Consider the following 25028-nt stretch of genomic DNA (forward strand, 5'->3'; position numbering starts at 1 on the left):
GGTGGCGGCGGTACTCCTTGGGAGTCGATGACCGTCGACAAGATGCAAGAGCTCATCCAGAACCCGAACACGGACGGCCAGTGGGACCTCGTCACCGGATGGAAGCGATCAGCTGAGCTGATCAATGAGCACCGGTTCCAGGTAGAGAGCTATCGGGACAACCTTGCTGCGGCTTGGCCGCCCGCGAAGAGCAAGGCCGCGGACGAGTACATCACTCGGCTCAACCTGATGATCGACAACCTGAAGGCGACGTACGAGGCATCTCTTGCGAACTACGACGCCGTCTCCAGGGCGACCGGGTCTATCTATCAGGCTCAGGTCGAGATGGAAAAGATCTACAAGGAGTACAAGGCCAACGAGTCACTCCTCGTCGACTTCAACGCGAAGCAGCAGCAGGCTCAGTCGAGCAACACGCCGACCCCGACACCCAGCCCCAGTGGGGAAGAACCACCGGTGGCACCCGGTCGGCAAGAAGAGTTGCGAATCAAGGCCGTCACCATGCTCAGCGGAGTCAGTACCGACCTGGCCCAATCGCAGATCAAGCTGGTCAAGCCGCCGGATTTCAAAGCGCTGAAGATCGTCGAAGACCCCAGCAAGCCGGGCGACGGATCAACCTACGTGGCCCCGCCGCTGCCTCCGATCACGCCCATCGGAGCCGGGGGCAGCAGCTCCACCACCTCGAACTCGACGCGGCCTTCCGCCACCTTCCCGACCTCGCCTGTCGCGACAAATCCGACGCCGGTCACACAGCCAGGACTCGGCACCCAGCAGCCGGGCCTTGTTCTCGGAGGCACACAGCCGCTGGCCCCGACACCCGTCACTCCGGTTGGGTCGGGTCCGATTTCGCCGAGCATCCCCACCGGGACCGGACCGTTCACCAACACCGGTGTTCTTCCGGCCAGTAATCCACTTCTGCCCAGCGGCGGCGGCAAACCGCTGCTTCCGACGCCTTCCACTGGCGCCGGCCGCATCGGAGGACTGCCTCGCGAGGGCCTGATTCGGCCGGGCTCCCTGCCGGAAGGCACGCGCGCAATGCCTCCCGGCGGCCTTATCGGCGGCACGCCCGGTGTCGGCGCTGGGCACTCACAGCCGGGCCGCACCGGCGGAGCGAGCACGAGACGCATCAACCCGGTCGGCGGTGTCATCGGTGAAGCCGAAGGCGCATCAGGAGCCAGGCGCGGACTGGGCGGAGCATCATCGGTCGCGGGTGAACGCCCGATGGGCGGCGGCCCTTACGGCCAGGGATCTGGACGTAGGTCAGGTCGCCGCGAGGATGCCACGGATACTCGGTGGGATCCGGACAATCCTTGGGAGACCGCCGAAGGCGTGGACCCTGTTGTTCTTCCGGCCCGGGACCAGCACATCGATCCAGGACCGGCGATCGGGCTCCATTGAAAAGCTTCCGCATAGCGAGTGCGGCCGCAGCAATTGGCATTGTTGCGGCCGCCTCACTTCCAGCAACCGCCGCCTACGCCGACAGTGTTCGCGATCAAGAATGGTATCTGCGCAGCGTGAATGCACCGCAGACCAGATCCATAACCACTGGGCAGGGCGTTACCGTCGCCGTAATCGATACGGGCACTTCCCCGCATCCGGATCTACGGAAGAACCTCCTCAGCGGAGCTGACGAAACCGTCTCCGGGTCCGGCAACGGCCAAAACGACCAGCAGGGCCACGGAACGCGCATTGCTGGATTGATCGCGGCTCACGGAGGCGCTGGAAACAAAGGAATGCAGGGCATCGCCCCGTCCGCGAAGATTCTGCCGATCCGGGTGGCACAGAGCGCAGAAGGTAAGAGCACCGACGCTCTTGCGAAGGGAATGAACTTCGCGATAGACCACGGCGCCTCGGTGATCAACATTTCTTTGGTCGGCGGACCTGACTTCGACGTGGAAGATGCCGTTGCCCGAGCGCTGGAGCGCAATGTCGTCGTGGTTGCCGGGGTCGGCAATGCCCCGCACGACCTTGTCATCGGCTATCCCGCCGCGTTTGACGGAGTTCTGGCGGTCGGTGCGACCGGGCGCGACGGAAAGCGTGCGGCTATTTCGGTGAAGGACGCGAAGGTCCAGATCTGCGCGCCAGGCGTCGACATGATTTCCACGACGCCGAACGGCGGCTACTCCCTCGCCTCAGGCACGTCCGACTCGACCGCGATAGTCTCAGGAGCGGCCGCTCTGGTTCGTGCCAAGTTTCCGGACTTGTCAGCCAAGGACGTCATCAATCGCCTCACCGCCACCGCGGATGACATCGGGCCACCCGGGCGGGATGCCGAATGTGGGTTCGGACGGTTGAACGTGCTCAAGGCACTTACCGCAGACGTACCCCTGCTCGAGGGAACCGCTCAGTCGACCCCGCCCAGTTCGGCCTCCACTACCGCGTCCACCGCGCCCGGCTATATCGATCCGGCCGCGACCACCGTGCCGCCGCCGCAGGCCGAGCCGGAACCGGCTTCCAGCAGCACGCCGCTCGTGCTCGGGCTAGTTGCGGGCCTTGTGGTGGCCGGTGGTCTCGTCGCTGCGCTGGTTATTCGGCGGCGCCGGAGCTTCTGACCGGGCCGTGACAAGCCGCCCCGCCTGGAACTTATGTGGCTTAAGGGCGGAAACGCGGCGTTCTGTGCACCTTCGGTGGGGCCGGGGCTTGTAACCTCGGAAGCGTGCAGAACGACATCGCGTACCGGCTGGTCCTCGCCTCGGCCAGTCCGGCCCGGAGCGCCCTTCTCTCCGCTGCCGGCATTGACGCCGAGGTCCTGGTCAGTGGCGTCGACGAGTCCACCGTGGAAGCCACCGATGCCTACTCGCTCTGTCTCGCGCTGGCGCGGATGAAGGCTCGGGCCATCGCCGCCGAGCTTCCGGCCGATCCGGGGATTCTGGTGCTCGGGTGTGACTCGGTGCTGGCGTTCGAGGGGGAGATCTTCGGGAAGCCGGCCAACGCCACCGAAGCGGCCAAGCGCTGGTCGATGATGCGCGGTCGCTCGGGCGTGCTGCACACCGGTCATCACCTCACCGGGCTGGTCAGCGGCAAGCAGGCCGAGGGGGTCGGCACCACCGTGGTGCATTTCGCCGACGTCACTGACGAGGAGATCGCGGCCTACGTCGCCACCGACGAGCCGCTCAACGTGGCCGGGTCCTTCACGCTGGACGGGCGCGGTGGCGCCTTCGTCGAGCGGATCGAAGGGGATCCGGGCAACGTCATCGGGCTTTCCCTTCCGCTGCTGCGGAAGCTCCTCATCGAGATGGGCGTCTCGATCACCGCTTTGTGGCGGGCCTGACCAGGCCCGCCACAAAGCGGCAAGGCCCGCCACAAAGCGGCAAGGCCCGCCACAAAGCGGCAAGGCCCGCCACAAAGCGGCGAAACCGGAGAGCCTCAGCGCACGCTGCGGGAGAACTCCCGAGCCGCCCACAGGACGGCGAGCAGCGCCAGCACGGCCATGATCAGCAGGCCCTGCCAGACATCGGGGGCGCCCAGGTCACCCCGGAACAGGGCCCGGGTGCCGTTGACCGCCCACGAGAACGGGTTCCAATCGGCGATGCCCTGCAGCCAACCGGGGGCGAAGGTCAGCGGCAGCAGGATGCCGGAGAGCAGCAGCACCGGCTGGGCCACCGTGTTCATCAGCGGCGCCAGCGCGTCCTCGCTCTTCACGACGAGCGCGATGCCGTAGCTCAGGGCCGAGGTCATCAGTGAGATCAGCGCCAGCATCAGGTACGCGAGCAGCAGGTTCCCGATGAACACGCGCAGATCGAAGAGCAGGGCCAGCAGCGTGATGATCACCGCCTGGGCGATCAGCGAGACCACGTCGCGCAGCGATCGGCCCAGCAGCAGGGCCAGCCGCGACACGGGGGTCACCCGGGAGCGCTCGATCACCCCGGCCCGCAGCTCGGCGATCAGCCCGAAACCCTGGAACAGGCCCCCGAAGATCGCGAGCAGAACCAACAGGCCGGGGACGAAGATTTCGTACGCCTCCGCGTTGGAGTTCACCTGAAGTGCCGGTTTGAGCAGCGGGGCGAACAGCAACAGATACATCACCGGCTGGAAGACGCCGACCAGGATCCAGACCGGATTGCGCAGCAGTAGTTGAGCCTGCCGCTGGAAGATCAGTGAAGTGTCGCGCAGCAGCTTCATCGCTCAGCTCTCCCGCAGGGATCGGCCGGTCTTGGTGAGGAAGACGTCGTCGAGGCTGGGCCGGCGCAGCTCGATCCCGCCCAGCGGCACGTCGGCGGCGTCCAGGGCGCGCAGGATCTGCGGAATGGCCACGGCGCCGTCTTCGACAAAGAGGCGCACGCTGTCGTCGTACGTCTCAATCTTGTAGGCATTGAGGGCTTGCGCAGCGGCAGAGATCGAGCCGGGCGCGAGTCCGACCCGAACAACGTCGCCGGAGATTTCCCTTTTCAGTTCGGAAGGCGTGCCGGAGGCGACGATCTCGCCGTTGTCCATGATGGAGATCCGGTCGCAGAGCGCGTCAGCCTCGTCGAGGTAGTGCGTGGTGATGAAGACCGTCATGCCCTCCGCGCGCAGACGGCGGACCTCGTCCCACATGTGGGCCCGGCTCTGCGGGTCGAGGCCGGTGGTGGGCTCGTCGAGGAAGACCACCTTGGGTTCGTGGATGATGCCGAGCGCGATGTCGACCCGTCGGCGCTGCCCACCGGAGTAGGTCTGGCACTTGCGGTCGGCGTACTCGGACAGTTGGAACGCCTCGAGGACCTGGGCGGTGCGGGCGCGGGCGTCCGCCTTGCTGACGCCGTAGAGCCGGGCCTGGAGCACCAACTCCTCGCGGGCGGTCGATCCGTCCCAGGTGCTGCCGCCCTGTGCGACGTACCCGATCCGGCGGCGCACTTCCCCGGGGTCGGCGCGGAGGTCGGCGCCGGCGATGGTCGCGCTGCCGCCGTCCGGCTCGATCAGGGTGGCGAGCATGCGCAGCGTGGTGGTCTTGCCGGCCCCGTTCGGGCCGAGGAAGCCGAAGATCTCGCCTTCGGCGACGTCGAGGTCGACACCGCGTACGGCCTCGATGGTCTTTTTCTCGCGCCCCTGGCGCGACTTGAACGACTTGCGCAACCCGCGAGTCTCTATCATGCGGGCAGCGTAGGTTAATCAAGTTTTACTAGTCAAACTTGATTATGCGACCGGCGACTCACCGGCTTCGATTTTCTTGGCCGTGCGCTCGCACCAGAGGATCTCCGCCTCGGACCGGACGATGGTCAGCTCCCACATCCAGGACACATAGACCGGCTTCTGGTCGGCCCAGTCCGCCTTGGTCGCCGCCTCCAACTGCTGCACGCCCACCCGCAACTGCGCGGCCCGGTTGCGCAGCGCCGCCGCAGCCTCCTCGCGCGACAGGAACGGCAGGAAGGAGAACGCGGCCATGAACGGATCGGTCGGCGTGGCCAGGTTCCACCAGTCGCCCCGCAGCAGCGACTGGAACTCGGCCCGGCCCTTGTCGGTGATCTCGTAGGTGGTGCGGGCCGGCCGCCCGGCAACCTGCTCGGTGGAGACCTCGCGGAGCAGATCTTCCTCGGTGAGCTTGCGCAGCGCGTGATAGATCGAACCGGGCTGGATGTTGGCCCACTTGTCGGCGTTCCAGCTCAGCAACTCGCGGCGCACGTCATAGCCGTGCACCGGCTGCAGCCACTGAACCAGGCCAAGAATCATCATGCGCGTCGTGGACACAACTCACAGGGTAGATCTGCGGTTAACTTTCGTTAGGCTCGGGCGATGCGCAAGGTATTGGTCGCCAACCGAGGCGAGATCGCCGTCCGGGTGATCCGGGCCTGCCAGGACGCCGGCTTGGCCAGCGTCGCCGTCTACGCCGACAGCGACCGCGACGGTCTGCCGGCCCGGCTCGCCGACGAGGCGTTCGCGTTGGCCGGCGAGACCGCCGCCGACACGTACCTCCGCATCGACAAGCTTCTCGACGTCGCGGCCCGCAGCGGCGCCGACGCGGTACATCCGGGCTACGGCTTCCTCTCCGAGAACGCCGAGTTCGCCCAGGCCGTGATCGACGCCGGGCTGACCTGGATCGGCCCGACCCCGCAGGCGATCCGCGACCTCGGCGACAAGGTCACCGCACGGCACATCGCCCAGCGGGCCGGTGCGCCGCTGGTGGCCGGCACCGCCGAGCCGGCGGTCGACGCCGAGGAGATCGTGGCATTCGCCCGGGAGAACGGCCTGCCGGTGGCGATCAAGGCGGCGTTCGGTGGTGGCGGCCGCGGTCTCAAGGTCGCGCGCACGATCGAGGAGATCCCGTCGCTGTTCGAGAGCGCCACCCGCGAGGCGGTCGCGGCGTTCGGGCGCGGCGAGTGCTTCGTCGAGCGCTATCTCGACCGGCCCCGGCACGTCGAGGCGCAGGTCCTGGCGGACACCCACGGCAACGTCGTGGTGGTCGGCACCCGCGACTGCTCGCTGCAACGCCGGCACCAGAAGCTGGTCGAGGAGGCGCCCGCACCGTTCCTCACCGAGGCCCAGCGGGCCCAGATCCACGACAGCGCCAAGGCGATCTGCCGCGAGGCCGGCTACCACGGCGCCGGCACGGTGGAATACCTGGTCGGCCAGGACGGCACGATCTCCTTCCTCGAGGTCAACACGCGACTGCAGGTGGAGCACCCGGTCAGCGAGGAGACCGCCGGGATCGACCTGGTGCGCGAGCAGTTCCGGATCGCCGACGGCGAGCCGCTCCCCTTCACCGAGGACCCGGAGCCGCGCGGGCACGCGATCGAGTTCCGGATCAACGGCGAGGACGCGGGCCGCAACTTCCTGCCGGCGCCGGGCACGGTCACCGCGCTGGCCTGGCCGCTCGGGCCGGGCGTGCGGGTCGACTCGGGCGTCGAGGCGGGCAGCGTCATCGGCGGCAACTTCGACTCGATGCTCGCGAAGATCATCGTGATCGGGGCGACCCGCGCGGAGGCGCTCGAACGCTCCCGCCGGGTGCTCGACGAAACGGTGGTCGAGGGCATCGCGACCGTGCTGCCGTTCCACCGGGCCGTCGTGCGCGATCCGGCGTTCACGGCCGAGCCGTTCACCGTGCACACCCGGTGGATCGAGACGGAGTGGGCGGGCGGCGTCGAGCCGTTCGGCGCGGCCGCACCGACGGCCGAGCCGGCCGAACGAGAAACCGTGGTGGTCGAGGTCGGCGGCAAGAGGCTCGAGGTGAGTCTCCCGAAAACCCTTATGACGGGTACGCGTGGGACCGCGGCCCAACCGCAGCGTCCGACTTCCCGCCGCTCGGGTGCGCAAGCTTCCACGACGGCCGCGGGCGGTGCCGCGCTGACCGCGCCGATGCAGGGCACGATCGTCAAGGTCGCCGTCTCCGACGGCGACGAGGTGCAGGAGGGCGACACGATCGTCGTGGTCGAGGCCATGAAGATGGAGCAGCCCTTGCAGGCGCACCGCTCCGGCACGATCTCCGGCCTGGCCGTCGAGGTGGGCGGCACGGTGACGGCCGGCGCCCTGATCTGCTCGATCGACTGAGCCCGTTACGGGGCTCGCGTTACGGGGCTCGCGCTACGGGCTCGCGCTACGGCGCGAAGTCGCGGGACAGCTCCGAGAAGAGGATCCGGGCGGTTTCGGCCGGGTCCAGTTCACGGTCCGGGAAGGCGCCGGTCAGCCACAGCGTGGCGAACCCGTGCGCCATCGACCACGCCGCCAGCCCGGCCGTGCGCACCTCGGGCGGCGCGGTCTCGGCCGTGCCTTCGCGCGCGGGGCGGGCCGGCCCGTCGGCGTCGGCGCGGGCCAGGAAACCGTCCGGCAGGTCCGACACCGCGGCGTAGAGCGCGTCGGCCGCCTTCGCCCGCGCGGCAAGCAACTCCGGATCGTCGGCGTGGTAGAGATCGGTGCGCCACATGACGTCGAAGGTGGCCCGGCGGGTCACCGCGAACCGGATGTAGGTGACCCCCAGCTCGATGAAGCTGTTGCTGGCCAGCCGGGAGGTGGCGAGCGCCTTGGCCAGTTGCTCGAAGCCGGCCGTGGCGACCGCGGTGAGCAGCCCGGCCTTGTCTCCGAAGTGGTGGGTGGGCGCCGCGTGCGAGACCCCGGCCCGGCGGGCCAGATCCCGCATGCTGAGGGTGGCCACGCCGTGCTCGGTGATCGCTTCCTCAGCGGCCTGCAACAGGGCCCGGCGCAGGTCACCGTGGTGGTAGGACTGCTTGACCATGGCCGAATCTTAACTTGTCGCTGACAAGATGATGAGGACAGGCCCTAACCGGTCGGCAGCCAGTAGCGCAGCTTCTCGTCGAGCTTGTCGTGCAGCACCCCGCCGTTGCGCTCGATCGTCCGGCGGGACGCGTCGTTCGTCTCGTCGCAGGTGATCAGCACCGAGGACAGGCCGAGCGTGGCGGCGATCGGCAGGGACGCGCCCAGCATCGCCGACGCGTGCCCCTTCCGGCGCGCCGACGGGCGTACGTCGTACCCGATGTGCCCGTTGCGTTCGCCCATCCGCCCCGGCGCGAGCCGGTGCCGGATGCCCAACCGGCCGAGGTATTCGTCGCCGTCGACCCACCACAGCGACGTCGTCGGGACGAAGGTGGCCGGCCGCGGCGTGTCCTCCAGCTCCTGCGCCCGAAGGCTGCCGACGAACCGCTCGAACTCCGGCCGCTCGGCCCAACCGGCACCGAACTGCCGAATGTACTGCCCCACGTTGCTGCCGTCGCCGGGCTCGCCCCGGCCCTCGGCGATGTGCTCGGCCATCGCGCGCAGGTAGGAGGCGTGGACGTCGACGGTGGGGGGAATCAGGGCCGGCATGCCGCTCAGCGTAGGCGAGTGATCGTCACTTCGACGCCCTGTCCGGTGCTCTTCGGTCCGGCGTAGACACCCTTGAGCGGCGGCACGTCCCCGTACTCCCGGCCGCGCCCGACCACGACGTGCCGCTCCCCCACCGGGACGCCGTTGGTCGGGTCGAAGGCCGTCCACCGGCCCACCCACCACTCGACCCAGGCGTGCGACTGGCCGATCACCGAGTCACCGATCGCGGCCGAGGGCTGCGGGTGAAGGTAGCCGGAGACGTAGCGGGCCGGCATGCCCATCTCGCGCAGCATCCCGACGGTCAGGTGGCTGATGTCCTGGCAGACGCCCTTGCGCTGCTCCCAGGCGTGCAGTGCGTCGCTCTGCACGCCGGTCGCGCCGGGTTGATAGGTGACCTCGCCGCGCACGAACTCGCAGACGGCGAGGGCGGCCGCGTGCGGGGTGGCGTGCGCGGCCTTGATGTCGGCCGCGATCCCGCTCAGCTCGTCGTCGAGGCCGGTGCGCTTGGTCGGCAGGACCAGCTCGTACCAGCGGTCGACGCTCTCCGGCTGGGTGAGCCCCTCCCAGGAGGAGCCTTCGCCCGCTTCGAGCAGGTCGCCGGGCGGCAGAGTCTCCACCGTCGACGTCGCCGTCACGGTCAGCGCGTCGTGCTTGGCGTGCACGTCGAACGCGGTGACGACGGTCCCCCAGTAGTCCTCGTAGCGGTAGGTGCGGGCCGGCGGCCACACCTCCACCCGGGCGTCGAGCACGGCCTGACGGGCTTCGTTACGCGGCCACATCCGGGCCTCGTTGTAGGACGAGCTCACCGGCCCCGCATAGTCGAACCCGCTCTTGTGCTGAATCCGAAGTCGCCAGCTGTCCACCGTCATGCTGAGCCCTCCTTGGGCATGCCCTTCTGGCCCTCGCCTGCGGCCTGGGCGTGCAAGTCACGGAAGTGCCGCTCGGTGCAGGCGGTCATGCCACCGCTCCCCGCACCCAGTTGACCGCGGTCGTCTGCCGGAAATAGCGCCGGGACACCGCGTCATTCACCTGCGAACACGTCTTCTCCAGGCTGGCCAGCACCGGCGACAGGTCGCCGATCAGATCGTCCGCGCCGCGGAACTCGAGGTTGGTGCGGGCCCGCCCGACGATCCGCTGCGCGTCGGTGGCCACCCCGGCCCGGCCCGGATCGGGTTCCAGATCGGACAGGCAGCTCTCCGCGGTGGAGAGCGCCGCGAACACCGACCGCGGGAACAGCCGGTCGAGCAGCAGGAACTCGGCCGCGTGCCGGTCGTCGAGCGACCCCCGGTAGGTACGCAGGAACGTCTCCCAGGCCCCGCTCGACCGCAGCAGGGTCATCCAGGTCGGGATGCTGCCGCCGGCCCGCTCATGGGTGCGCAGCAGCCGGGCGGTCATGTCGACCCGTTCCACGCTGCGGCCGAGCACCAGGAACAGCCAGCCCTCGTCACGGCTCATGGTCGCGTCGGTCAGCCCGGCCATCACCGCGCAGCGCTCCCGCACCCAGCGGAAGAACGCGTGCACGCCCTGCTGCTCGACCCGCCGCCGGGCGTTGGGCAGGCCGTGCCAGGTGGAGTTGAGGCACTCCCACATCTCCGAGGAGACCGTCTCCCGGGAGCCGCGGGCATTTTCCCGGGCGGCGGCGAGCGCGCCGACCACCGAGGAGGCGTTCCGGTCGTCGAGGCCGAGCAGGCCGACCACCTGGGCCGAGGTGAACGGCCCGTCGGTGGTGGGCATGCCCATCACGCCCAGCAGCGACCGGCAGGCCGCATCCTCCTGGGTCCACGGGTCGGCGAGCATCCGCTGCAGGTGGACGTCGAGGATGCGGGCGGTGTCCTCGGCCCGCTCGACGTAGCGGCCGATCCAGTAGAGCGACTCGGCTATCCGGCTCAGCACGCCAGCCTCCCCTGTTGCTGTTGTTGCTGCTGCTCTTCGGCGACGGCCGCGCCCGGACCGAGATCCGGGCTGGCGGCGGCCGGCAACGGTGCCGGTGCGGCCGGCAGGTGCGGCACCTCGAACGGCGTCAGGTCGTCCTCGGCGGCGAGCACCCAGGTGTCCTTGGAACCGCCGCCCTGGCTGGAGTTGACCACCAGCGCGCCCTCGGGCAGCGCCACCCGGGTCAGCCCGCCCGGCAGCACCCAGATCTTCTCGCCGTCGTTGACCGCGAACGGCCGCAGGTCGACGTGCCGCCCGCGCAGCCGATTGCCGATCAGGGTCGGCACCATCGAGAGCTTCACCTCGCGCTGCGCGATCCAACCCCGAGGATTTTCCAAGATCTTTTCCCGTACGTCGTGCAGCTCCTGCCCGGAGGCCTGAGAACCGATCACGATGCCCGCTCCACCGGCGCCGTCCACCGGCTTCATCACCAACTGGTCGAGCTGGGTCAGCACGTGATCGAGAACCCCGGGCTCGTCGAGTCGGTAGGTGTCGACGTTCGGCAGCAGCGGCTCTTCGTTCAGGTAATAGCGGATCAGATCCGGAACGTACGTATAAAGCAGCTTGTCGTCGGCGACACCGTTGCCGACCGCGTTGGCGATCGTCACCCGCCCGGCCCGGGCCGCGTTGAGCAGGCCCGCGACCCCGATCACCGAGTCGGCCCGGAAGTGCACCGGGTCGAGGAAGTCATCGTCGATCCGCCGGTAGATCACGTCGACCCGCTGCTCACCGGCGGTGGTGCGCATCGCCACGTCGTTGCCGACGCAGACCAGGTCGCGCCCCTCGACCAGCTCGACACCCATCTCCCGGGCGATCAGCGCGTGCTCGAAGTAGGCCGAGTTGTAGACGCCGGGGCTGAGCACCACCACGGTCGGGTCGTTGACCCCGACCGGCGCGGCCGCCCGCAGCGCCCGCAGCAGCATCCCGGGGTAGCTCTCCACCGGCAGGATGCGGGTGGCGGCGAAGACCTCGGGCAGCACCTGGGCCATCGCGCGGCGGTTTTCCATCACGTAGCTCACCCCGGACGGGATGCGCACGTTGTCCTCGAGAACGCGGAACGTCCCCTGCTCGTCGCGGATCAGGTCGACCCCGGCGACGTGGATGCGGACCCCGTTGGGCGGGTTGATGCCGGCCGCCGCGCGCAGGAAGTGGGCGCTGGTCGCGATGATCCGCCGCGGCACCACGCCGTCGGCGAGCACCTGACCCGCGCCGTACACATCGGCGAGGAACGCCTCCAGCGCCCGGATGCGCTGGGCCACGCCGACCTCGACCGACCGCCACTCGGCGGCCGCGATGATCCTCGGCACGATGTCGAGCGGGAAGGGACGCTCGACGCCCTTGAGCGCGAACGTGATGCCCTGGTCGAGGAACGCCCGGGCCAGTACCTCGGCACGAATGCCCAGTTCCGCACTCGACAACGGCTGGAGAGTCGCGTGCAGGGCCTCGTAACTTTCCCGGGGCATGCCTAGCTCGCTGAACATCTCGTCCCAGCCGGGGCCGAGGCGGTACTCCTCGAAAAGATCCGCCATGCAAGGAATCTACGGGCGGCTCATTGCACGCGCGTAACGAAGGAAATCCGCTCGTCGTGCGACATGAGGAGGGCCGTCGGAACGGGACCTTCCGACGGCCCGGGGCCGGCCACACCGAGAACGGGGGACTCGATGTCACCGGCAGTCTCACGGTACGCCGGAGGACGGCACGCGAAAAACCCGTGCGGCGCCGCAGAATGAAATAAAGGGAAATAACCGGCGCGGACCGGCCCCGGAACTTCGGGAGGGCGGCGACAATACCGTGTCAGGTATCACCGTTCCGGGGCCCTGATCAGGGCGCATGCTGGAGCACAGCACATTCTCAGGTACGCCCATCGACAATGTGGCAGACCCTGACGCCCGTGAGGTGGCCGAACCGATGACCGAACTGCTGACCATGATGGCCACCCCGGTGTGGGCCTACCTGGCGCTGTTCGGCTTCCTGACCGTCGACGCGATGGTTCCGGTGGTGCCGATCCAGGCGATCATGATCACATCCGGCGCGCTCACCGTCTACGGCAACCTGGACCTTCCGCTGGTGATCGCGATCGGCGCGCTCGGCATGTTCACCGGCGACTCGATCGCGTTCCTCCTCGGCCGCTCCACCGGGCATGTCGGCAAGGGCTGGCTCGCCAACCTGCGCGCCCGCTGCGCCCCCAAGCACGACGACACCCCGCGCCCCGAGTCACGCACCAAGAAGGCCGCGGTCCGCTTCACCCGCGGCCTGCGCCGGCCGGGGCCGCTGGTGCTGCTGCTCTGCCGGTTCGTGCCGGGCGGGCGGATGGCGGCCGGCTTCGCGGCCGGCCGCACCGGTTACCCGGTCAAGCTCTTCGTGCTGTACGACGGGGCCGCCGCGCTCTGCTGGGCAGGCTACGGCGGCCTCGTCGGTCACATCGGCGGTACCGCGATCACCCAGTCGGCCTGGCGGCTGTTCGCGATCGCCGCCACCGCGGCGATCGTCTTCGGCACGGCCGGCTGGATCCTGGCCCTGTTCGGCGGCCGGAAAGCGGACGTCGACGAGGCCATCGCGGCCGGCGCCGCCGACGTCACTGCAGCTCGTGCTGCATCAGCTGACGTGCCGCCTCGGCGATCGACCCCGACAACGACGGGTAGATAGTGATCGTGTGGGCCAGCTGGTCCACGGTCAGGTTGTTCTCGATCGCCATCGTTATCGGCAGGATCAGCTCGCTGGCCTTCGGCGCCACCACCACGCCACCGACGATCTGACCGGTGGCCGGGCGGCAGAACAGCTTCACGAAACCGTCCTGCAGGCCGGCCATCTTGGCGCGGGCGTTACCGGTCAGCGGCAGCATCACCTGGCGGGCCGGGGTGCGGCCGGAGTCGACCTCGTTCTGCGAGACACCGACGGTGGCCAGTTCCGGGTCGGTGAAGACGTTCGCCGAGACCGTCCGAAGCCGCAGCGGCGCCACCGCCTCGCCCATCGCGTGCCAGATCGCGATCCGGCCCTGCATGGCGGCCACGCTGGCCAGCGGCAGCACGCCGGTGCAGTCGCCGGCGCCGTAGATGCCGGGCACGTTGGTGCGCGACACCCGGTCGACGGTCAGGTAACCGCCGTCGCCGACATCCACGCCGTACTCCCGCAGGCCCAGCTGGGCCGTGTTGGGCACGGCACCGACCGCCATGAGGGCGTGCGAGCCCTCGACCGTCCGGCCGTCGGAGAGGGTGACCAGGACGCCGTCGCCGGTGTTGACCACCGACTCGGCCCGGGACTGGTTGAGGATCGTCATGCCGCGCTCGCGGAACACCCGCTCGATCGCCATCGCCGCGTCCGCGTCCTCGTGCGGCATGACCCGCTCGCGGCTGGAGACCAACGTCACCTTCGTGCCCATCGCCAGGTAGGCGCTGGCGAACTCGGCGCCGGTCACGCCGGAGCCGATCACGATGAGGTGCTCGGGCAGCTCGGTGAGGTCGTAGACCTGCCGCCAGTCGAGAATGCGCTCGCCGTCCGGCTTCGCGGTGGCCAGCACCCGAGGGGTAGCTCCGGTGGCGATCAGCACGGTAGACGCCTCGACCGAGTACATCTCGCCGCCGTCGGGAATCACCAGCACCTGGTGGGTGTGGCCGAGGGTGTCCTCGCCGAGCAGCGCCCGGCCGTGCACCACCTCGACCCCGGCCTTGATGAGTTTGGCCTGGATATCGCCCGACTGGGCCAGGGCCAGCCTCTTGACCCGCTCGTTGACCGCCACCGCGTCGACGGTCACGCCGTCGAGGCCGGACGAGCGGATGCCGAACCGCTCGTTGTGGCGGTAACCGGTCATCACCTCGGAGCTCGCGATGAACGTCTTGGACGGCACACAGTCGGTCAGGACGCAGGCGCCGCCGGGACCTTCCGCCTCGACGAGGGTCACCTCCGCGTCGAGCTGGGCGGCGACCAGGGCTGCTTCGTATCCGCCCGGTCCGCCACCGATGATCACGATCCGGCTCACGACTTTCTGCCTCCATGCTCAGGGGTTCTGTGCCGACACGCACTCCCTGTATTCTCCACCACCGCCCGATACGGCTATCGTCGTCGCCGTGCGTCACTACGCCGCGTATGGCTCAAACCTCGACCCGGCCCGCATGCGGGCCTACTGTCCGCACTCGCCCATGGTGGGCGTGGGGTGGATAGAAGGCTGGCGCCTGACCTTCGCCGGTGAGGGGGAAATGGGCTGGGAAGGCGCGGTCACCACGATCGTGGAGTCGCCCGGCGACCGCGTGTTCGTGTCGCTCTACGACGTCCACCCCTGGGACGCGGCGCAACTCGACGAGGTCGAGGGGGTGACCGCCGGGGCGTACCAGAAACTCACCGTGCGTGTCTCGACCCTCGAGGGCGAGTTCAGCGCGTGGGTCTACGTCTACGACGGTTACGAGGGCGGCCTGCCCACCGCGTGGTACATCTCCGAGATCGCCAACGCGGCCGAGAAGGCCGGCGCCCCCGACGACTACGTCGAGGACGTCCGCAACCGCCCGAGCGCCACCTCCGCGCCCGAAGTCTGAATTCAGCGGGCCCGGGCGGTCACGTAGGTGCGGTAGACGTCCGCCTGGTACAGCGGGGTCATGCCGACCGCGTAATACAGCCGGATGGCCTGGGTCGGATTTTCCATGTCCACGCCCAGGCCCACCTTCGCCCGGCCCTTGGCGGCGTAGACGGCGAAGGCCCGGCGCAGCAGCGCCTCACCGACACCCCGCTTCCGGTACGCCCGGAGCACGCCGAGCCGCTTCACCCAGCCCTCGTTGTCGTCCACGCCGGCGTCGGACGACTGGAGTGCCCCCACGACCCGGCCGTCGACCTCGGCGACGAACCACTCGTCGAACGAGATCGAGGACTCGTTGCCGATCTGGGTGCGCCACGCCTCGTAGTCGGCGCCGAGATGATCGGTGTCGGCGAAGGCCCGGAAGATCACCGAGTGCACGGCCCGCAGGTCGCCCTCGTCGTCGCCGCGCACCTCGCGCACGGTCACCCCGGCCGGCGGCGCGGGCGCGGTCAGCGGCACCCCGGCCAGCGACATCTGCAGCCGCGCGTGCTGTTTCAGGAAGGCGAACCCGGCGTCCTCGAGCGCCGCGACCAACTCCCCCTCGCTGGCGATGGCGCCGGCGCGCACCTCGTACGGGTCGTGGCCGAACTCGGCGGCCCGCTCGGCCATCCGGTCCATCAGGAGGGCGAGCAGCGGGCGCAGGGCCGGCCGGCCGTGCTCCGGCCAGATGTAGACGTCGGCGAAGTCGCGGTCGCCCCGGTTCGCGTTGCGCGGGTAGGCCCAGCCGATGATCTTGCCGGCCGGGTCGAGCGCGATCCAGCAGTCGCGGGACATGTCGGTGTTCGGCTCGGTGAGCATCTCGCGCACCTCGTCGAGCGTGCAGTCGGGCTCGCCGAACGCCGCGATGTCGCTGGCGTGCACCAGGGCCAGGATCTCCTCGGCGTCGTCGAGCTTCGGCCGGCGAGTGGTCCAGCCCTCGGGCAGCGCGGTCGTCGCGGCGGCGGTCATGGCGCGCATCCGACCACGACCCGCCCGCGTCTGTCGACCGATTTCTATCGAGCCAGTTTCTATCGGGCCAGTTTCTATCGGGCCAAGCGCTGGCTCAGCGACTGCAGCAGGCCGACCAGCTCGATCCGCTCGGCCATGTCCAGCGTCCCGTAGGCCTGACCGGCCAGCGCGTCGGCCACCGAGTCGGCCCACAGCAGCCGCCGCACGATCGGCCCGGCCGGCGGGTAGGGCGGTTGCCAGCCGAAGGCGACCGCGCCGGTCTCCCCCTCCGGGCCGGCGATGATCGCCTGGAGCGGGGTGAGCCCGCTGGCCCGCACGGCCACCAGGTGCACGCCGAGCCGGTGCTCCTGCAGCAGGTGCAGGGTCACCGCGGCCCGGGCGCCGGGCGCCTGATCGGGCACCGGCATGGCCCGCCACGCGGCGAACAGCGGCAACCCGGCATGCTCGACCGCGTCGACCACCCGGCCGGTCAGCTCGAGCAGCCGGGTCACCCGGGGGAAGCCACCGATCTGCTCGATGCCCCATTTGCACAGCTCATGGAGGTGCCAGGTGGCCACTTCCATCGGGGCGGAGCTCTTGGCGGTCGCCTCCCAGCCGTCGATGACGGCCTCGGGGGCGATGAAGCCGATGGCCGCGGCCACTGTTTCGGGTCTCACCTCGCCGAGCGCACCGGCCCGCGCGGAGACGTGGTAGGCCCAACCGGACAATCCCAGCAGACGCGCACGGCGAAGCGTCTGTGGCGACTCGGCAAAGGCGCCCACGATCGTTGCGAGTCCCGTTTTGGCATTGGCGGCAGCCTGTTCGGGGGTCACGCGCCGATTGTGCTCTCCCACGCCCGATCTGGAAAATATTCTTCCCGTCTGGCCCCGGAAAAACGCTTTAGTCCGGTTAAGGGCGGCGGCGGGGCACGGTTGGTCAATCCGGCTCGTCCGATTCAAGATCCTCCAGCGCGGCCTGAACGTCGCCCACCTGCCTGCGGGCCGCCGCGGTCTCCCGCTCGGCCGAGCGCCGGGCCTGTTTACGCCGCGCCACATCGGCCTGCGCCTCGGTACGGCGGCGTTCCAGTTCGGCCAGTTCGGCGTCGAGGTCCTCGACGAGATGCTCGGCGTCCCGCTCGGCCGCCTCGGACCGCTCCAACTGCTCGTCCGCGCGGCGCTCGGCCGACTGCGCGGCACTCAGTTCGCGGCGTAGCTCCCGGCGCTTCTGCTCGAAGTCGCGCCGGCGCCGCTCGGCCGCGGCCCGCTCCCGGACCGACTGCTGCGGAAACTCGACGACCTCGGCGCTTTCGTCCTCGTCCTCTTCCACCGAGTCCGGCTCGTCAAAAGCTTCGTCGGTGACCAGCCGCAGACGCGGCCGCGGCACCTCGCCGAACCCGGCGTAGGTGGCGGCCCGGATCAGCCGCCCGGTCCGCACCTGGGCCGCGATCGACGGCTCGGCCAGCGCCGCGGTCAGCGTCGCCTCCACCTCGCCCAGCGGCAGTTTCGCCCCCGGCTCGGCCTCCAGCGCCAGCCGCCGGGCCGCGCCGACCAGCGCCGCCACCACCTGCCGCCGCTGCGTGGTCAGCTCCCGCAGCTGCTCGCCGTCGAGGCCGCGCTGCGCCTCCCGCAACGCGGCGGACAGCTCGACCAGCTCCTCGATCAGCTCCGGCCGGCGTAGTGCGAGCAGGTTGACCACCCAGGCCGCCACGGTCGGCTTCTTGAGGGCGGCCAGGCGCTTCGCGGTGTCCCGGTCGCCGGACTCCCGGGCCTCGTTGATCGCGGCGGTGCGGGTCGCCACGAAACCCTCCGGCGGCTCGGAGTAGAGCCGCTGGATCACCTCGTCGGTAGCGCTCGGCACGTCAGATCGTGGTCCCCGGCGCCACGTGCGCGTACCTGGTGCCGGAGAAGCGTTCCAGGTGCCCGTCGGAGATCTTCGCGCCGGTCGCGGTCAGCAGCGAGTCGTGCAGGGCATAGGCCCGCCCGGGTTTGACCGCCCGGACGAAGTCGATCGATTCCATCAGCTTCATCCACGGAGCATTCAACGGGACGAACAGCGTGTCCACGACCGTGTCCTCCGGAACGGTGAACGAGTCGCCCGGGGTGAATACGTTCGTGTCGCCGTCGGCGATCAGAAAGCCCAGGTTCGCGATCCGTGGAATGTCCGGGTGGATCACCGCGTGCTTACCGCCGTACGCACGAACTTGGAAACCCGCCGCGGTGAAATCCTGGCCCGACTCCACCGCGGTGGCGATGTCGCCGAAGGCGGCGAGCTTGGGCAGCACGTCCGCGTGGGCGAAGACCCGCAGCGCCGGATTGCGCGCCGCCGCCTCGGCAACCGCGGCCAGATCCAGGTGATCGATGTGCTCGTGGGTGATCAGCACCGCGTCCGCGCCGTCGAGGGCGGACCTTTCACTGAATTCCCCCGGATCGACCACCAGCACTCCACCGCCGTCGATCCGCAGACAGGAATGCGTGTACTTCGTGATGCGCACGGGACCCCTCCGCTGCCGAAACGTAACCGCTAATCACGCAGTCTGCCGGAACCGGTGGACGTGCGCCGCACGTCCCAGGTGCACGCCTCCACGGGGATCGGAGAAAACCATGCGTGTTCACCTCAGACGAACGACTTTGCTCATTACCACCGCGATCGCTGCGGGAATCATTCTTACCGGATGCGGTGCCGACGCCTCGGACAACTCATCGAGTTCGGCCGGGATGGCCGACTCGGGAGCGAAGGTCGCGGCCGAGCCGCAGGCGGCCGCGGAACGGGCGCCGGATGCCGCCCAGGGCGAGAACGTCCCGGCGCAGGCCCCGGACCTCGGCGTCGATCAGCGGTCGATCATCTATCGCGGTTCCACTTCGGTCCGCGTGAAGGACGTCAACGCCGCAGCCGGGCAGGCCACCGGCATCGCGCAGACCGCCGGCGGCTTCATCGGCGGGGACAACCGCAGCAGCAGCAACACCGGCTCGGGCACCGCCACGCTCACCATCCGGGTGCCCGCCGACAAGTTCGCCACCAGCGTCGACCAGCTGTCCAAGCTGGGCACCGAGGAGTCCCGGGAGATCAGCACCGAGGACGTCACCGAGCAGACCGTCGACCTGGACGCCCGGATCGCGGTGCAGCAGGCCCGGGTGACCAGCGGCCGCAACCTGCTCAGCCAGGCCAAGTCGCTGAACGACCTGGTGATGCTGGAGAAGGAAGTGGCCACCCGGGAGTCCGACCTGGCGTCGCTGCAGGCCAAGAAGCGGCGGCTGGCCGATCTCACCGCGCTGTCCACGATCACCGTGACGTTCCTCGGGCCGGAGTCGCCCGGGGTGAAGCCGGACGACAATCCGGGTGGCTTCCTCGGCGGGCTCTCGGCCGGTTGGAAGGCGCTGCTGGCCTCGCTCGGCGTGCTGCTGACCGTGCTGGGTGCGCTGCTGCCCTGGATCATCGCGATCGGGCTGCCGGCCTGGGCGGTGTGGTGGGCCTACAAGCGCTGGTCCCGGAACCGGCCGCCGGCCGCCCAGCCCGCGCTCGCCCCGGCCGCCACCGGCGGCCCGCTGCCGACGTTCCCACCGGCACCGCCGGCGAAGCCCGCCGACAAGGACTAGAACGGAACGGCCCGCGAGATCACAATCTCGCGGGCCGTCCGGTACGGATCAGAAAGCGCCGGTCGACAGCGCCGCCAGGGCGGTGTGCACGAACACCCGCAGCCCGTGGCCGATGCAGCTCTCGTCCACGTCGAAGTCGCCCTGGTGCAGGTCGTGCCGCTCGTCCGAGCCCGGCACCCCGGTGCCCAGCCGGATCATCGCGCCGGGCACGTGGTCGAGGTAGAACGCGAAGTCCTCGCCGCCCATGCTGATCTCGGCCTCGACCACCCGGTCGGCGCCGAGCGCGGCCCCGGCCGCTCCGGCGATCACCGCGGCCGCCATCCGGTCGTTGATCACCGGCGGGACACCCCGCTGATAGGTGACCTCGACCTCGGCGCCGGTCGGCGCGACCACGTCCTTGATCAGCTTGGTGATCAGCTCGGGCGCCGCACGCCACGCCTCCCGGTTGAGGATGCGGACCGTGCCGGAGGCCTCGCCGACGCTGGGGATCGCGTTGAACGCCTTCCCCGCGTGCACCGCGCCCCAGACCATCGAGACCCCGGCGCGCGGGTCGATCCGGCGCTCGAGCAGGGCCGGCACGTCCACGATGACCCGGCCCAGCGCGTGCACCAGGTCGGCGGTCAGGTGCGGCCGCGCGGTGTGCCCGCCGGGGCCGGTCAGCTTGACGCTGACCGTGTCGGCGGCGGCGGTGAACGGCCCGGAGCGGACCCCGACCAGGCCGGCCGGCAGCTGCGGGTAGCAGTGCAGCGCGTAGATGGCGGCGACGTCCTTGAGGGCGCCGGCCGCAATCACCTGGGGCGCTCCGGACGGGATCGCCTCCTCGCCGGGCTGGAAGATCAGCCGGACCCGGCCGGGCAGTTCGCCCCGCTTGGCCAGCTGCGCCAGGGCCAGGCCGAGGCCGAGCAGCACGGTGGTGTGCACGTCGTGCCCGCAGGCGTGGGCCACCCCGTCGACGGTCGACCGGTAGGGCACGTCCTTGAGGTCGGCCAGCGGCAGCGCGTCGAGGTCGGCCCGGAACGCGACGACCCGGTCGCCCTCGCCGATGTCGCAGATCACGCCGTTGCCCTTGGGCAGCATCCGCGGCGAGAGACCGGCCACGGCCAGCTCGCGGGCGATCATGGCGGCGGTCTCGAACTCGTGGAACGAGCGCTCCGGGTGGGCGTGCATGTGCCGACGAATCGCTACCAGCTCAGCACCGTGCGAGGCGAGCCAGCGGTCGAGCTGACCGGGCAGGGGCTCGGCACCGGGCAACGGCCCGGGCAACTCCTCTTCGGCCTCGTCGGGCCTCGTCAGAGCAGTAGTCACGTCGGTTTCCGTATCGATCTCGAAGTTTTGTCGGGTTTTCGCAACGCGCGACAGCTTAGACCCATGTTGGTGACGCTGTGCAACGTCATTCCCGTGCACGCCGGATTGCGCAGGGTCACGAATGCCCTGATTAGAGCGCTCCGCAGAGGTCCGGGGGATGCCCGGGGTGTCTTCCCAACGCAGCATCTGGCCCTTCACCTCCTACAACCGGTAACGGATCACGGAGGTGACGGAGTTCAACCATGACACGGGTACGTGCCTCGTACTTGCCTCAGAAACGCTCCACCGGGTGGTAGATCCCCCACACGCCACGCAGCGTGTGGCATACCTCGCCAACAGTGGCACGCAGTCGCAAAGCGTCTTTCATCAACGGTAGAACGTTCTCTGTTCCCTGTGCGGCCTTCGCCAAATCCCCGAGTGCGGCCTCGACCGCGGCCGAGTCCCGTTCGGCGCGAAGCGTCGCCAGCCGGCCGACCTGGGCCGCCTCGATCGCCGGGTCGACCCGCAGCGGGTCGTACTTCTCCTGGTCGTCGACCGTGAAGCGGTTGACGCCGACCACCACCCGCTCGCCGGAGTCGATCTCGTTGGCGATCCGGTACGCCGAGGTCTCGATCTCTTCCTTCTGGAAGCCCTGCTCGATCGCGTCGACCACCGATCCGAACGAGAAGACCCGCTCGATCAGCGCGGTCGCCTCGCGCTCCACCTCGTCGGTCATCGCCTCGATCGCGTAGGACCCGGCGAACGGGTCGACCGTGCCGGTCAAGCCGCTCTCGTAGGCGAGCACCTGCTGGGTCCGCAGTGCGAGCCGGGCCGACTTCTCGGTGGGCAGCGCGATCGCCTCGTCGTACGCGTTGGTGTGCAGCGACTGGGTGCCGCCGGCGATCGCGCCGAGCGCCTGGATCGCCACCCGCACCAGGTTGACCTCGGGCTGCTGGGCGGTGAGCTGCACGCCCGCGGTCTGGGTGTGGAACCGCAGCATCAGCGACTTCGGATCCTGGGCGCCGAACTCCTCGCGCATGATCCGGGCCCACATCCGGCGGGCCGCGCGGAACTTGGCGATCTCCTCGAGCAGGGTGGTGCGGGCGACGAAGAAGAACGACAGGCGGGGCGCGAAGTCGTCGACGGCCAGGCCGGCGGCGAGCGCGGCCCGGACGTACTCCATGCCGTTGGCCAGGGTGAACGCGATCTCCTGCGCGGGCGTGGCACCGGCCTCGGCCATGTGGTAGCCGGAGATCGAGATGGTGTTCCACTTCGGGATCTCGGCCCGGCAGTAGGCGAAGGTGTCGGCCACCAGCCGCAGCGACGGCTTCGGCGGGAAAATATACGTCCCGCGGGCGATGTACTCCTTCAGGATGTCGTTCTGGATGGTGCCCTGCAGCTTGCCGCCCTCGACGCCCTGCTCCTCGGCGACCAGTTGGTAGAGCAGGAGCAGGACCGAGCCCGGCGCGTTGATCGTCATCGAGGTGGAGACCTGGTCGAGCGGGATGCCGTCGAACAGCTTGCGCATGTCGTCGATCGAGTCGATCGCCACCCCGACCTTGCCGACCTCGCCGTGCGCGATCGGGTCGTCGGAGTCGTAGCCCATCTGGGTGGGCAGGTCGAACGCCACCGAGAGGCCCATCGTGCCGGCCTTGAGCAGCTGGTGGTAGCGCGCGTTGGACTCGGTCGCGGTGCCGAAGCCCGCGTACTGCCGCATGGTCCAGGGCCGCTTCGTGTACATCGTCGGGTACGGACCCCGGGTGTACGGGTATTCGCCCGGCTCGCCGAGCGGTGCGCCCGCGGGGACATCCTCCGGGCGATAGACCGGCTTGATCTCGAAACCCGACTCTGCGTTCACAAATGTGATCCTAGGGCGTCGCTCGGGCCTGGAGAGTGAGGCCTTTTGCACAGAGAGTCCGATAGTCCGAACTCAGGGAGATTTCCCGGTCACGGTTTGTCGACTTCATAGGAACACCGGCCCCGTGGCTTTCAAATAGGGGTCGGCTACGGGCAAGATAGCGGGGTTGGTCGACGGCCCCTAGACCCCCTCGGTGGCATCCTCAGTGACTCAGATTCCGACGTGGAGCGGCGGCAACACAGCGCACACCAGCGGACGCGCGGCCCCGGGCACTCTCATCGGCGGGCGTTACACGCTGCGTGCCGCGGTGGGCCACGGTGGCATGGGCACGGTCTGGCGCGCGGCGGACACGCTGCTGCGCCGTGACGTGGCCATCAAGGAGGTCGTGCTGCCGCCCGGCCTGGCGCCAAGCGACCGCGACTCGATGTATGAGCGGACCATGCGCGAGGCCCGTGCCGCGGCCGCGCTTCAGCATCCCGCCGTGGTCCAGGTCTACGACGTCGTGCACGAGAACGGCCGGCCGTGGATCGTGATGGAGCTGCTCGACGCGCGCAGCCTCGCCGACATGGTGATCGAGGACGGGCCGGTCACCCCCCGGGTCGTCGCCAAGATCGGCATCGCGCTGCTCGGTGCGCTCGAGGTGGCCCACGCGCACGGCGTGCTGCACCGCGACGTCAAGCCGGCCAACGTGCTGATCTGCTCGGACGGCCGCTGCGTGCTGACCGACTTCGGCGTCGCCCGGATGCCCACCGACATTCAGCTGACCACGCCCGGCATGGTGCTCGGTTCGCCGCACTTCATCTCCCCGGAGCGGGCGATGGGCAGCGACTTCGGCCCGCCGAGCGACCTGTTCTCGCTGGGTGTCACGCTCTTCACCGCGGTCGAGGGCCGCCCGCCGTTCGACAAGGGCGACCCGATCGAGACCATGCACGCCGTGGTCGAGGACCCGCCGGCCCCGGCCGTGCGCGCGGGTTCGCTGACTCCGGTGCTGATGGGTCTGCTGGAGAAAGATCCGGCCAAGCGGATGGACGTGCAGACCGCCCGGACGATGCTGCGTCAGCAGCTCGCCGGCCCGCTGGCCAGCAAGGCCCCGCCGCACATGATGACCGACCCCTACTCGGTGGTTCCGGCCCAGCGGCCGTCGGCCGCGCCGGCCGAGACCCAGCCGATCCCGCCGCAGCCGAGCGGGCAGATCGGCGGCCGGGCGATGCTCGCGCCCGGGCAGTCGCTCACCGATCACCTGGCCAAGCTGCAGCAGAGCAACGCGACCCCGGCCGGCGGTGGCCGGCGACGCGCCCCGGAGCCGGCCGACGGGCTCGCCGCGACCGGCATGCTGCCGTCCGCGCGGGGCGGCAACGCCGACCCGACAAGCGTGATCCCGCCGCGGGACTCCTGGAACGGCGCCCGCGCGGCGCGCGATCCGATGCCCGGCACCGTGGTGTCGAGCCCGTCGGTCAAGCGCAAGCAGATGATCGACAAGGCGGTCGGCACGGTCAAGGAGACCACCGGCCGAGCGGTCACCACCGTCAAGGGCTGGGAGCGCAACAAGCAGCTGATCGCCGGCGGCAGCGCGCTCGCCGTGGTCGTCCTGCTGGTCGTGGTCTTCTCGCTGGTCGGCAGCGGCGGCGGCACGACACCGCCGCCCACCGCCCAGGAGACGGTCGCGGCGCCGGTCGAGCCGGTGGTCGAGACCCAGGAGTACAACGACCGCGGCATCACCGTGCAGGTGCCGAAGGGCTGGACCCGCAAGGCGGCCGGCAGCTGGGTGGACTACGTCGACCCCAAGGACGCCAAGCACAAGGTCCGCATCCTGGTCGAGACGTCGAAGGGCACGCCCACGTCGTTCCTCGGCGTCGCGGAGAACACCCTCAAGACGAAGTCGGCCAACTGCCCGAAGCCGTACACCCGGATCGCGCTCGACAAGGCCACGATCTCCGGCAAGGACGGCGCCGTCCTGGAGTACACGTGCGGCACCGGCGACGCCGCCCGGCACGGCCTCTGGGGTGCGGTGATCACCGGCGGCAAGGCGTATTCGTTCTACATGACCGCCACCGAGGCGCAGTTCGCCGACAGCAAGCCGATCTTCGATGAAATGATCAAGACTTACACCCTCCAGGACGCCTGATCTTTCGGCACGTGCTAT

23 protein-coding genes are annotated in these 25028 nt (G+C 69.7%); 8 read left to right on the forward strand and 15 right to left on the reverse strand.

The features are described from left to right. Nucleotides 1–27: 27 nt before the first annotated feature. From Adu01nite_RS04085 to Adu01nite_RS04095, 3 genes are all read left to right on the forward strand, one after another. Nucleotides 28–1395 carry a hypothetical protein gene (locus Adu01nite_RS04085; protein ID WP_203724928.1) on the forward strand — a complete coding sequence of 456 codons (1368 nt, stop codon included), beginning with the start codon at nucleotides 28–30 and terminating at the stop codon, nucleotides 1393–1395. Next, a complete protein-coding gene (gene mycP / locus Adu01nite_RS04090) occupies nucleotides 1392–2549 on the forward strand; it encodes a type VII secretion-associated serine protease mycosin (RefSeq protein WP_203724930.1) in 1158 nt (385 codons plus the stop codon). The genes Adu01nite_RS04085 and mycP overlap by 4 nt, the downstream gene beginning before the upstream one ends. Nucleotides 2550–2653: 104 nt before the next feature. Next, nucleotides 2654–3268 carry a Maf family protein gene (locus Adu01nite_RS04095; protein WP_203724931.1) on the forward strand — a complete coding sequence of 205 codons (615 nt, stop codon included), beginning with the start codon at nucleotides 2654–2656 and terminating at the stop codon, nucleotides 3266–3268. 95 nt (nucleotides 3269–3363) lie between these two features. Here the strand turns inward: Adu01nite_RS04095 and Adu01nite_RS04100 are convergent, their stop codons facing one another. From Adu01nite_RS04100 to Adu01nite_RS04110, 3 genes are read right to left on the reverse strand one after another with little or no spacing between them, the layout of a single operon-like run. Beyond that, nucleotides 3364–4119, reverse strand: coding sequence for an ABC transporter permease (locus tag Adu01nite_RS04100; RefSeq protein WP_203724933.1), 756 nt, complete (start codon nucleotides 4117–4119; stop codon nucleotides 3364–3366). Nucleotides 4120–4122: 3 nt separating this feature from the next. Beyond that, nucleotides 4123–5067: an ATP-binding cassette domain-containing protein gene (locus Adu01nite_RS04105; RefSeq protein ID WP_203724935.1), complete on the reverse strand. Its 945-nt coding sequence runs from the start codon at nucleotides 5065–5067 to the stop codon at nucleotides 4123–4125. A 42-nt stretch (nucleotides 5068–5109) separates the two neighbouring features. Then, entirely contained in the window at nucleotides 5110–5661 is a 552-nt protein-coding gene (locus tag Adu01nite_RS04110) for a PadR family transcriptional regulator (protein ID WP_379130857.1), read from the reverse strand. A 45-nt stretch (nucleotides 5662–5706) separates the two neighbouring features. Between Adu01nite_RS04110 and Adu01nite_RS04115 the strand changes: the two genes are divergently transcribed. Then, entirely contained in the window at nucleotides 5707–7458 is a 1752-nt protein-coding gene (locus Adu01nite_RS04115) for an acetyl/propionyl/methylcrotonyl-CoA carboxylase subunit alpha (RefSeq protein ID WP_203724937.1), read from the forward strand. Between the two features lie 46 nt (nucleotides 7459–7504). Here Adu01nite_RS04115 and Adu01nite_RS04120 read toward each other — a convergent pair whose 3' ends face one another. The 5 genes from Adu01nite_RS04120 to Adu01nite_RS04140 all read right to left on the reverse strand — a co-directional run bounded on the left by Adu01nite_RS04120 (nucleotide 7505) and on the right by Adu01nite_RS04140 (nucleotide 12188). Next, nucleotides 7505–8140, reverse strand: coding sequence for a TetR/AcrR family transcriptional regulator (locus tag Adu01nite_RS04120; RefSeq protein WP_203724939.1), 636 nt, complete (start codon nucleotides 8138–8140; stop codon nucleotides 7505–7507). 44 nt (nucleotides 8141–8184) lie between these two features. After that, complete coding sequence (locus Adu01nite_RS04125; protein ID WP_203724941.1) at nucleotides 8185–8727, reverse strand: GNAT family N-acetyltransferase; 543 nt, start codon at nucleotides 8725–8727, stop codon at nucleotides 8185–8187. 5 nt (nucleotides 8728–8732) lie between these two features. Continuing rightward, the gene (locus Adu01nite_RS04130; RefSeq protein ID WP_239132116.1) at nucleotides 8733–9596 is read right to left on the reverse strand and encodes a transglutaminase family protein; all 864 of its coding nucleotides are present in this window, start codon (nucleotides 9594–9596) and stop codon (nucleotides 8733–8735) included. A gap of 85 nt (nucleotides 9597–9681) precedes the next feature. Further along, a complete protein-coding gene (locus tag Adu01nite_RS04135) occupies nucleotides 9682–10620 on the reverse strand; it encodes an alpha-E domain-containing protein (RefSeq protein ID WP_203724943.1) in 939 nt (312 codons plus the stop codon). Continuing rightward, nucleotides 10614–12188: a circularly permuted type 2 ATP-grasp protein gene (locus Adu01nite_RS04140; protein ID WP_203724945.1), complete on the reverse strand. Its 1575-nt coding sequence runs from the start codon at nucleotides 12186–12188 to the stop codon at nucleotides 10614–10616. Before Adu01nite_RS04140 ends, Adu01nite_RS04135 begins: the two co-directional genes overlap by 7 nt. Before the next feature lie 379 nt (nucleotides 12189–12567). Between Adu01nite_RS04140 and Adu01nite_RS04145 the strand changes: the two genes are divergently transcribed. After that, nucleotides 12568–13305, forward strand: coding sequence for a DedA family protein (locus tag Adu01nite_RS04145; protein ID WP_203724947.1), 738 nt, complete (start codon nucleotides 12568–12570; stop codon nucleotides 13303–13305). Here the strand turns inward: Adu01nite_RS04145 and Adu01nite_RS04150 are convergent. Beyond that, nucleotides 13235–14635: an NAD(P)H-quinone dehydrogenase gene (locus Adu01nite_RS04150; RefSeq protein ID WP_203724949.1), complete on the reverse strand. Its 1401-nt coding sequence runs from the start codon at nucleotides 14633–14635 to the stop codon at nucleotides 13235–13237. The genes Adu01nite_RS04145 and Adu01nite_RS04150 overlap by 71 nt on opposite strands. Before the next feature lie 88 nt (nucleotides 14636–14723). Between Adu01nite_RS04150 and Adu01nite_RS04155 the strand changes: the two genes are divergently transcribed. Then, on the forward strand, nucleotides 14724–15185 hold the full coding sequence (locus tag Adu01nite_RS04155) for a gamma-glutamylcyclotransferase (RefSeq protein WP_203724951.1): 462 nt from the start codon (nucleotides 14724–14726) through the stop codon (nucleotides 15183–15185). Between the two features lie 2 nt (nucleotides 15186–15187). Here Adu01nite_RS04155 and Adu01nite_RS04160 read toward each other — a convergent pair whose 3' ends face one another. The 4 genes from Adu01nite_RS04160 to Adu01nite_RS04175 all read right to left on the reverse strand — a co-directional run bounded on the left by Adu01nite_RS04160 (nucleotide 15188) and on the right by Adu01nite_RS04175 (nucleotide 18641). Beyond that, nucleotides 15188–16171, reverse strand: coding sequence for a GNAT family N-acetyltransferase (locus Adu01nite_RS04160; RefSeq protein ID WP_203724954.1), 984 nt, complete (start codon nucleotides 16169–16171; stop codon nucleotides 15188–15190). 74 nt (nucleotides 16172–16245) lie between these two features. After that, a complete protein-coding gene (locus tag Adu01nite_RS04165; protein ID WP_203724956.1) occupies nucleotides 16246–16983 on the reverse strand; it encodes an SCO6745 family protein in 738 nt (245 codons plus the stop codon). Between the two features lie 103 nt (nucleotides 16984–17086). After that, nucleotides 17087–18007, reverse strand: coding sequence for a hypothetical protein (locus tag Adu01nite_RS04170; RefSeq protein ID WP_203724959.1), 921 nt, complete (start codon nucleotides 18005–18007; stop codon nucleotides 17087–17089). A gap of 1 nt (nucleotide 18008) precedes the next feature. Continuing rightward, nucleotides 18009–18641, reverse strand: coding sequence for an MBL fold metallo-hydrolase (locus Adu01nite_RS04175; protein WP_203724960.1), 633 nt, complete (start codon nucleotides 18639–18641; stop codon nucleotides 18009–18011). A 223-nt stretch (nucleotides 18642–18864) separates the two neighbouring features. Between Adu01nite_RS04175 and Adu01nite_RS04180 the strand changes: the two genes are divergently transcribed. Beyond that, nucleotides 18865–19743 carry a DUF4349 domain-containing protein gene (locus tag Adu01nite_RS04180; RefSeq protein WP_239132117.1) on the forward strand — a complete coding sequence of 293 codons (879 nt, stop codon included), beginning with the start codon at nucleotides 18865–18867 and terminating at the stop codon, nucleotides 19741–19743. A 48-nt stretch (nucleotides 19744–19791) separates the two neighbouring features. On the opposite strand, the gene Adu01nite_RS04185 is transcribed toward Adu01nite_RS04180, so the two are convergent. Continuing rightward, entirely contained in the window at nucleotides 19792–21048 is a 1257-nt protein-coding gene (locus Adu01nite_RS04185; protein WP_203724964.1) for an amidohydrolase, read from the reverse strand. A gap of 271 nt (nucleotides 21049–21319) precedes the next feature. Further along, a complete protein-coding gene (locus tag Adu01nite_RS04190) occupies nucleotides 21320–22885 on the reverse strand; it encodes an acyl-CoA mutase large subunit family protein (RefSeq protein WP_203724966.1) in 1566 nt (521 codons plus the stop codon). Nucleotides 22886–23090: 205 nt separating this feature from the next. On the opposite strand from Adu01nite_RS04190, the gene Adu01nite_RS04195 reads away from it, so the two are divergent. After that, complete coding sequence (locus tag Adu01nite_RS04195) at nucleotides 23091–25010, forward strand: serine/threonine-protein kinase (RefSeq protein WP_203724968.1); 1920 nt, start codon at nucleotides 23091–23093, stop codon at nucleotides 25008–25010. Nucleotides 25011–25028: the final 18 nt, after the last annotated feature.

Origin of the sequence: Paractinoplanes durhamensis, from assembly GCF_016862175.1 — a bacterium.
Classification (GTDB): domain Bacteria; phylum Actinomycetota; class Actinomycetes; order Mycobacteriales; family Micromonosporaceae; genus Actinoplanes; species Actinoplanes durhamensis.

Bases quoted from the DNA above. Each gene is read 5' to 3' on its own strand.
- Adu01nite_RS04085 (WP_203724928.1), top strand. From the start codon at position 28: ATGACCGTCGACAAGATGCAAGAGCTCATCCAGAACCCGAACACGGAC.
- Adu01nite_RS04100 (WP_203724933.1), bottom strand. From the start codon at position 4,119: ATGAAGCTGCTGCGCGACACTTCACTGATCTTCCAGCGGCAGGCTCAA.
- Adu01nite_RS04105 (WP_203724935.1), bottom strand. From the start codon at position 5,067: ATGATAGAGACTCGCGGGTTGCGCAAGTCGTTCAAGTCGCGCCAGGGG.
- Adu01nite_RS04115 (WP_203724937.1), top strand. From the start codon at position 5,707: ATGCGCAAGGTATTGGTCGCCAACCGAGGCGAGATCGCCGTCCGGGTG.
- Adu01nite_RS04120 (WP_203724939.1), bottom strand. From the start codon at position 8,140: ATGGTCAAGCAGTCCTACCACCACGGTGACCTGCGCCGGGCCCTGTTG.
- Adu01nite_RS04125 (WP_203724941.1), bottom strand. From the start codon at position 8,727: ATGCCGGCCCTGATTCCCCCCACCGTCGACGTCCACGCCTCCTACCTG.
- Adu01nite_RS04130 (WP_239132116.1), bottom strand. From the start codon at position 9,596: ATGACGGTGGACAGCTGGCGACTTCGGATTCAGCACAAGAGCGGGTTC.
- Adu01nite_RS04140 (WP_203724945.1), bottom strand. From the start codon at position 12,188: ATGGCGGATCTTTTCGAGGAGTACCGCCTCGGCCCCGGCTGGGACGAG.
- Adu01nite_RS04145 (WP_203724947.1), top strand. From the start codon at position 12,568: ATGACCGAACTGCTGACCATGATGGCCACCCCGGTGTGGGCCTACCTG.
- Adu01nite_RS04160 (WP_203724954.1), bottom strand. From the start codon at position 16,171: ATGACCGCCGCCGCGACGACCGCGCTGCCCGAGGGCTGGACCACTCGC.
- Adu01nite_RS04180 (WP_239132117.1), top strand. From the start codon at position 18,865: ATGGCCGACTCGGGAGCGAAGGTCGCGGCCGAGCCGCAGGCGGCCGCG.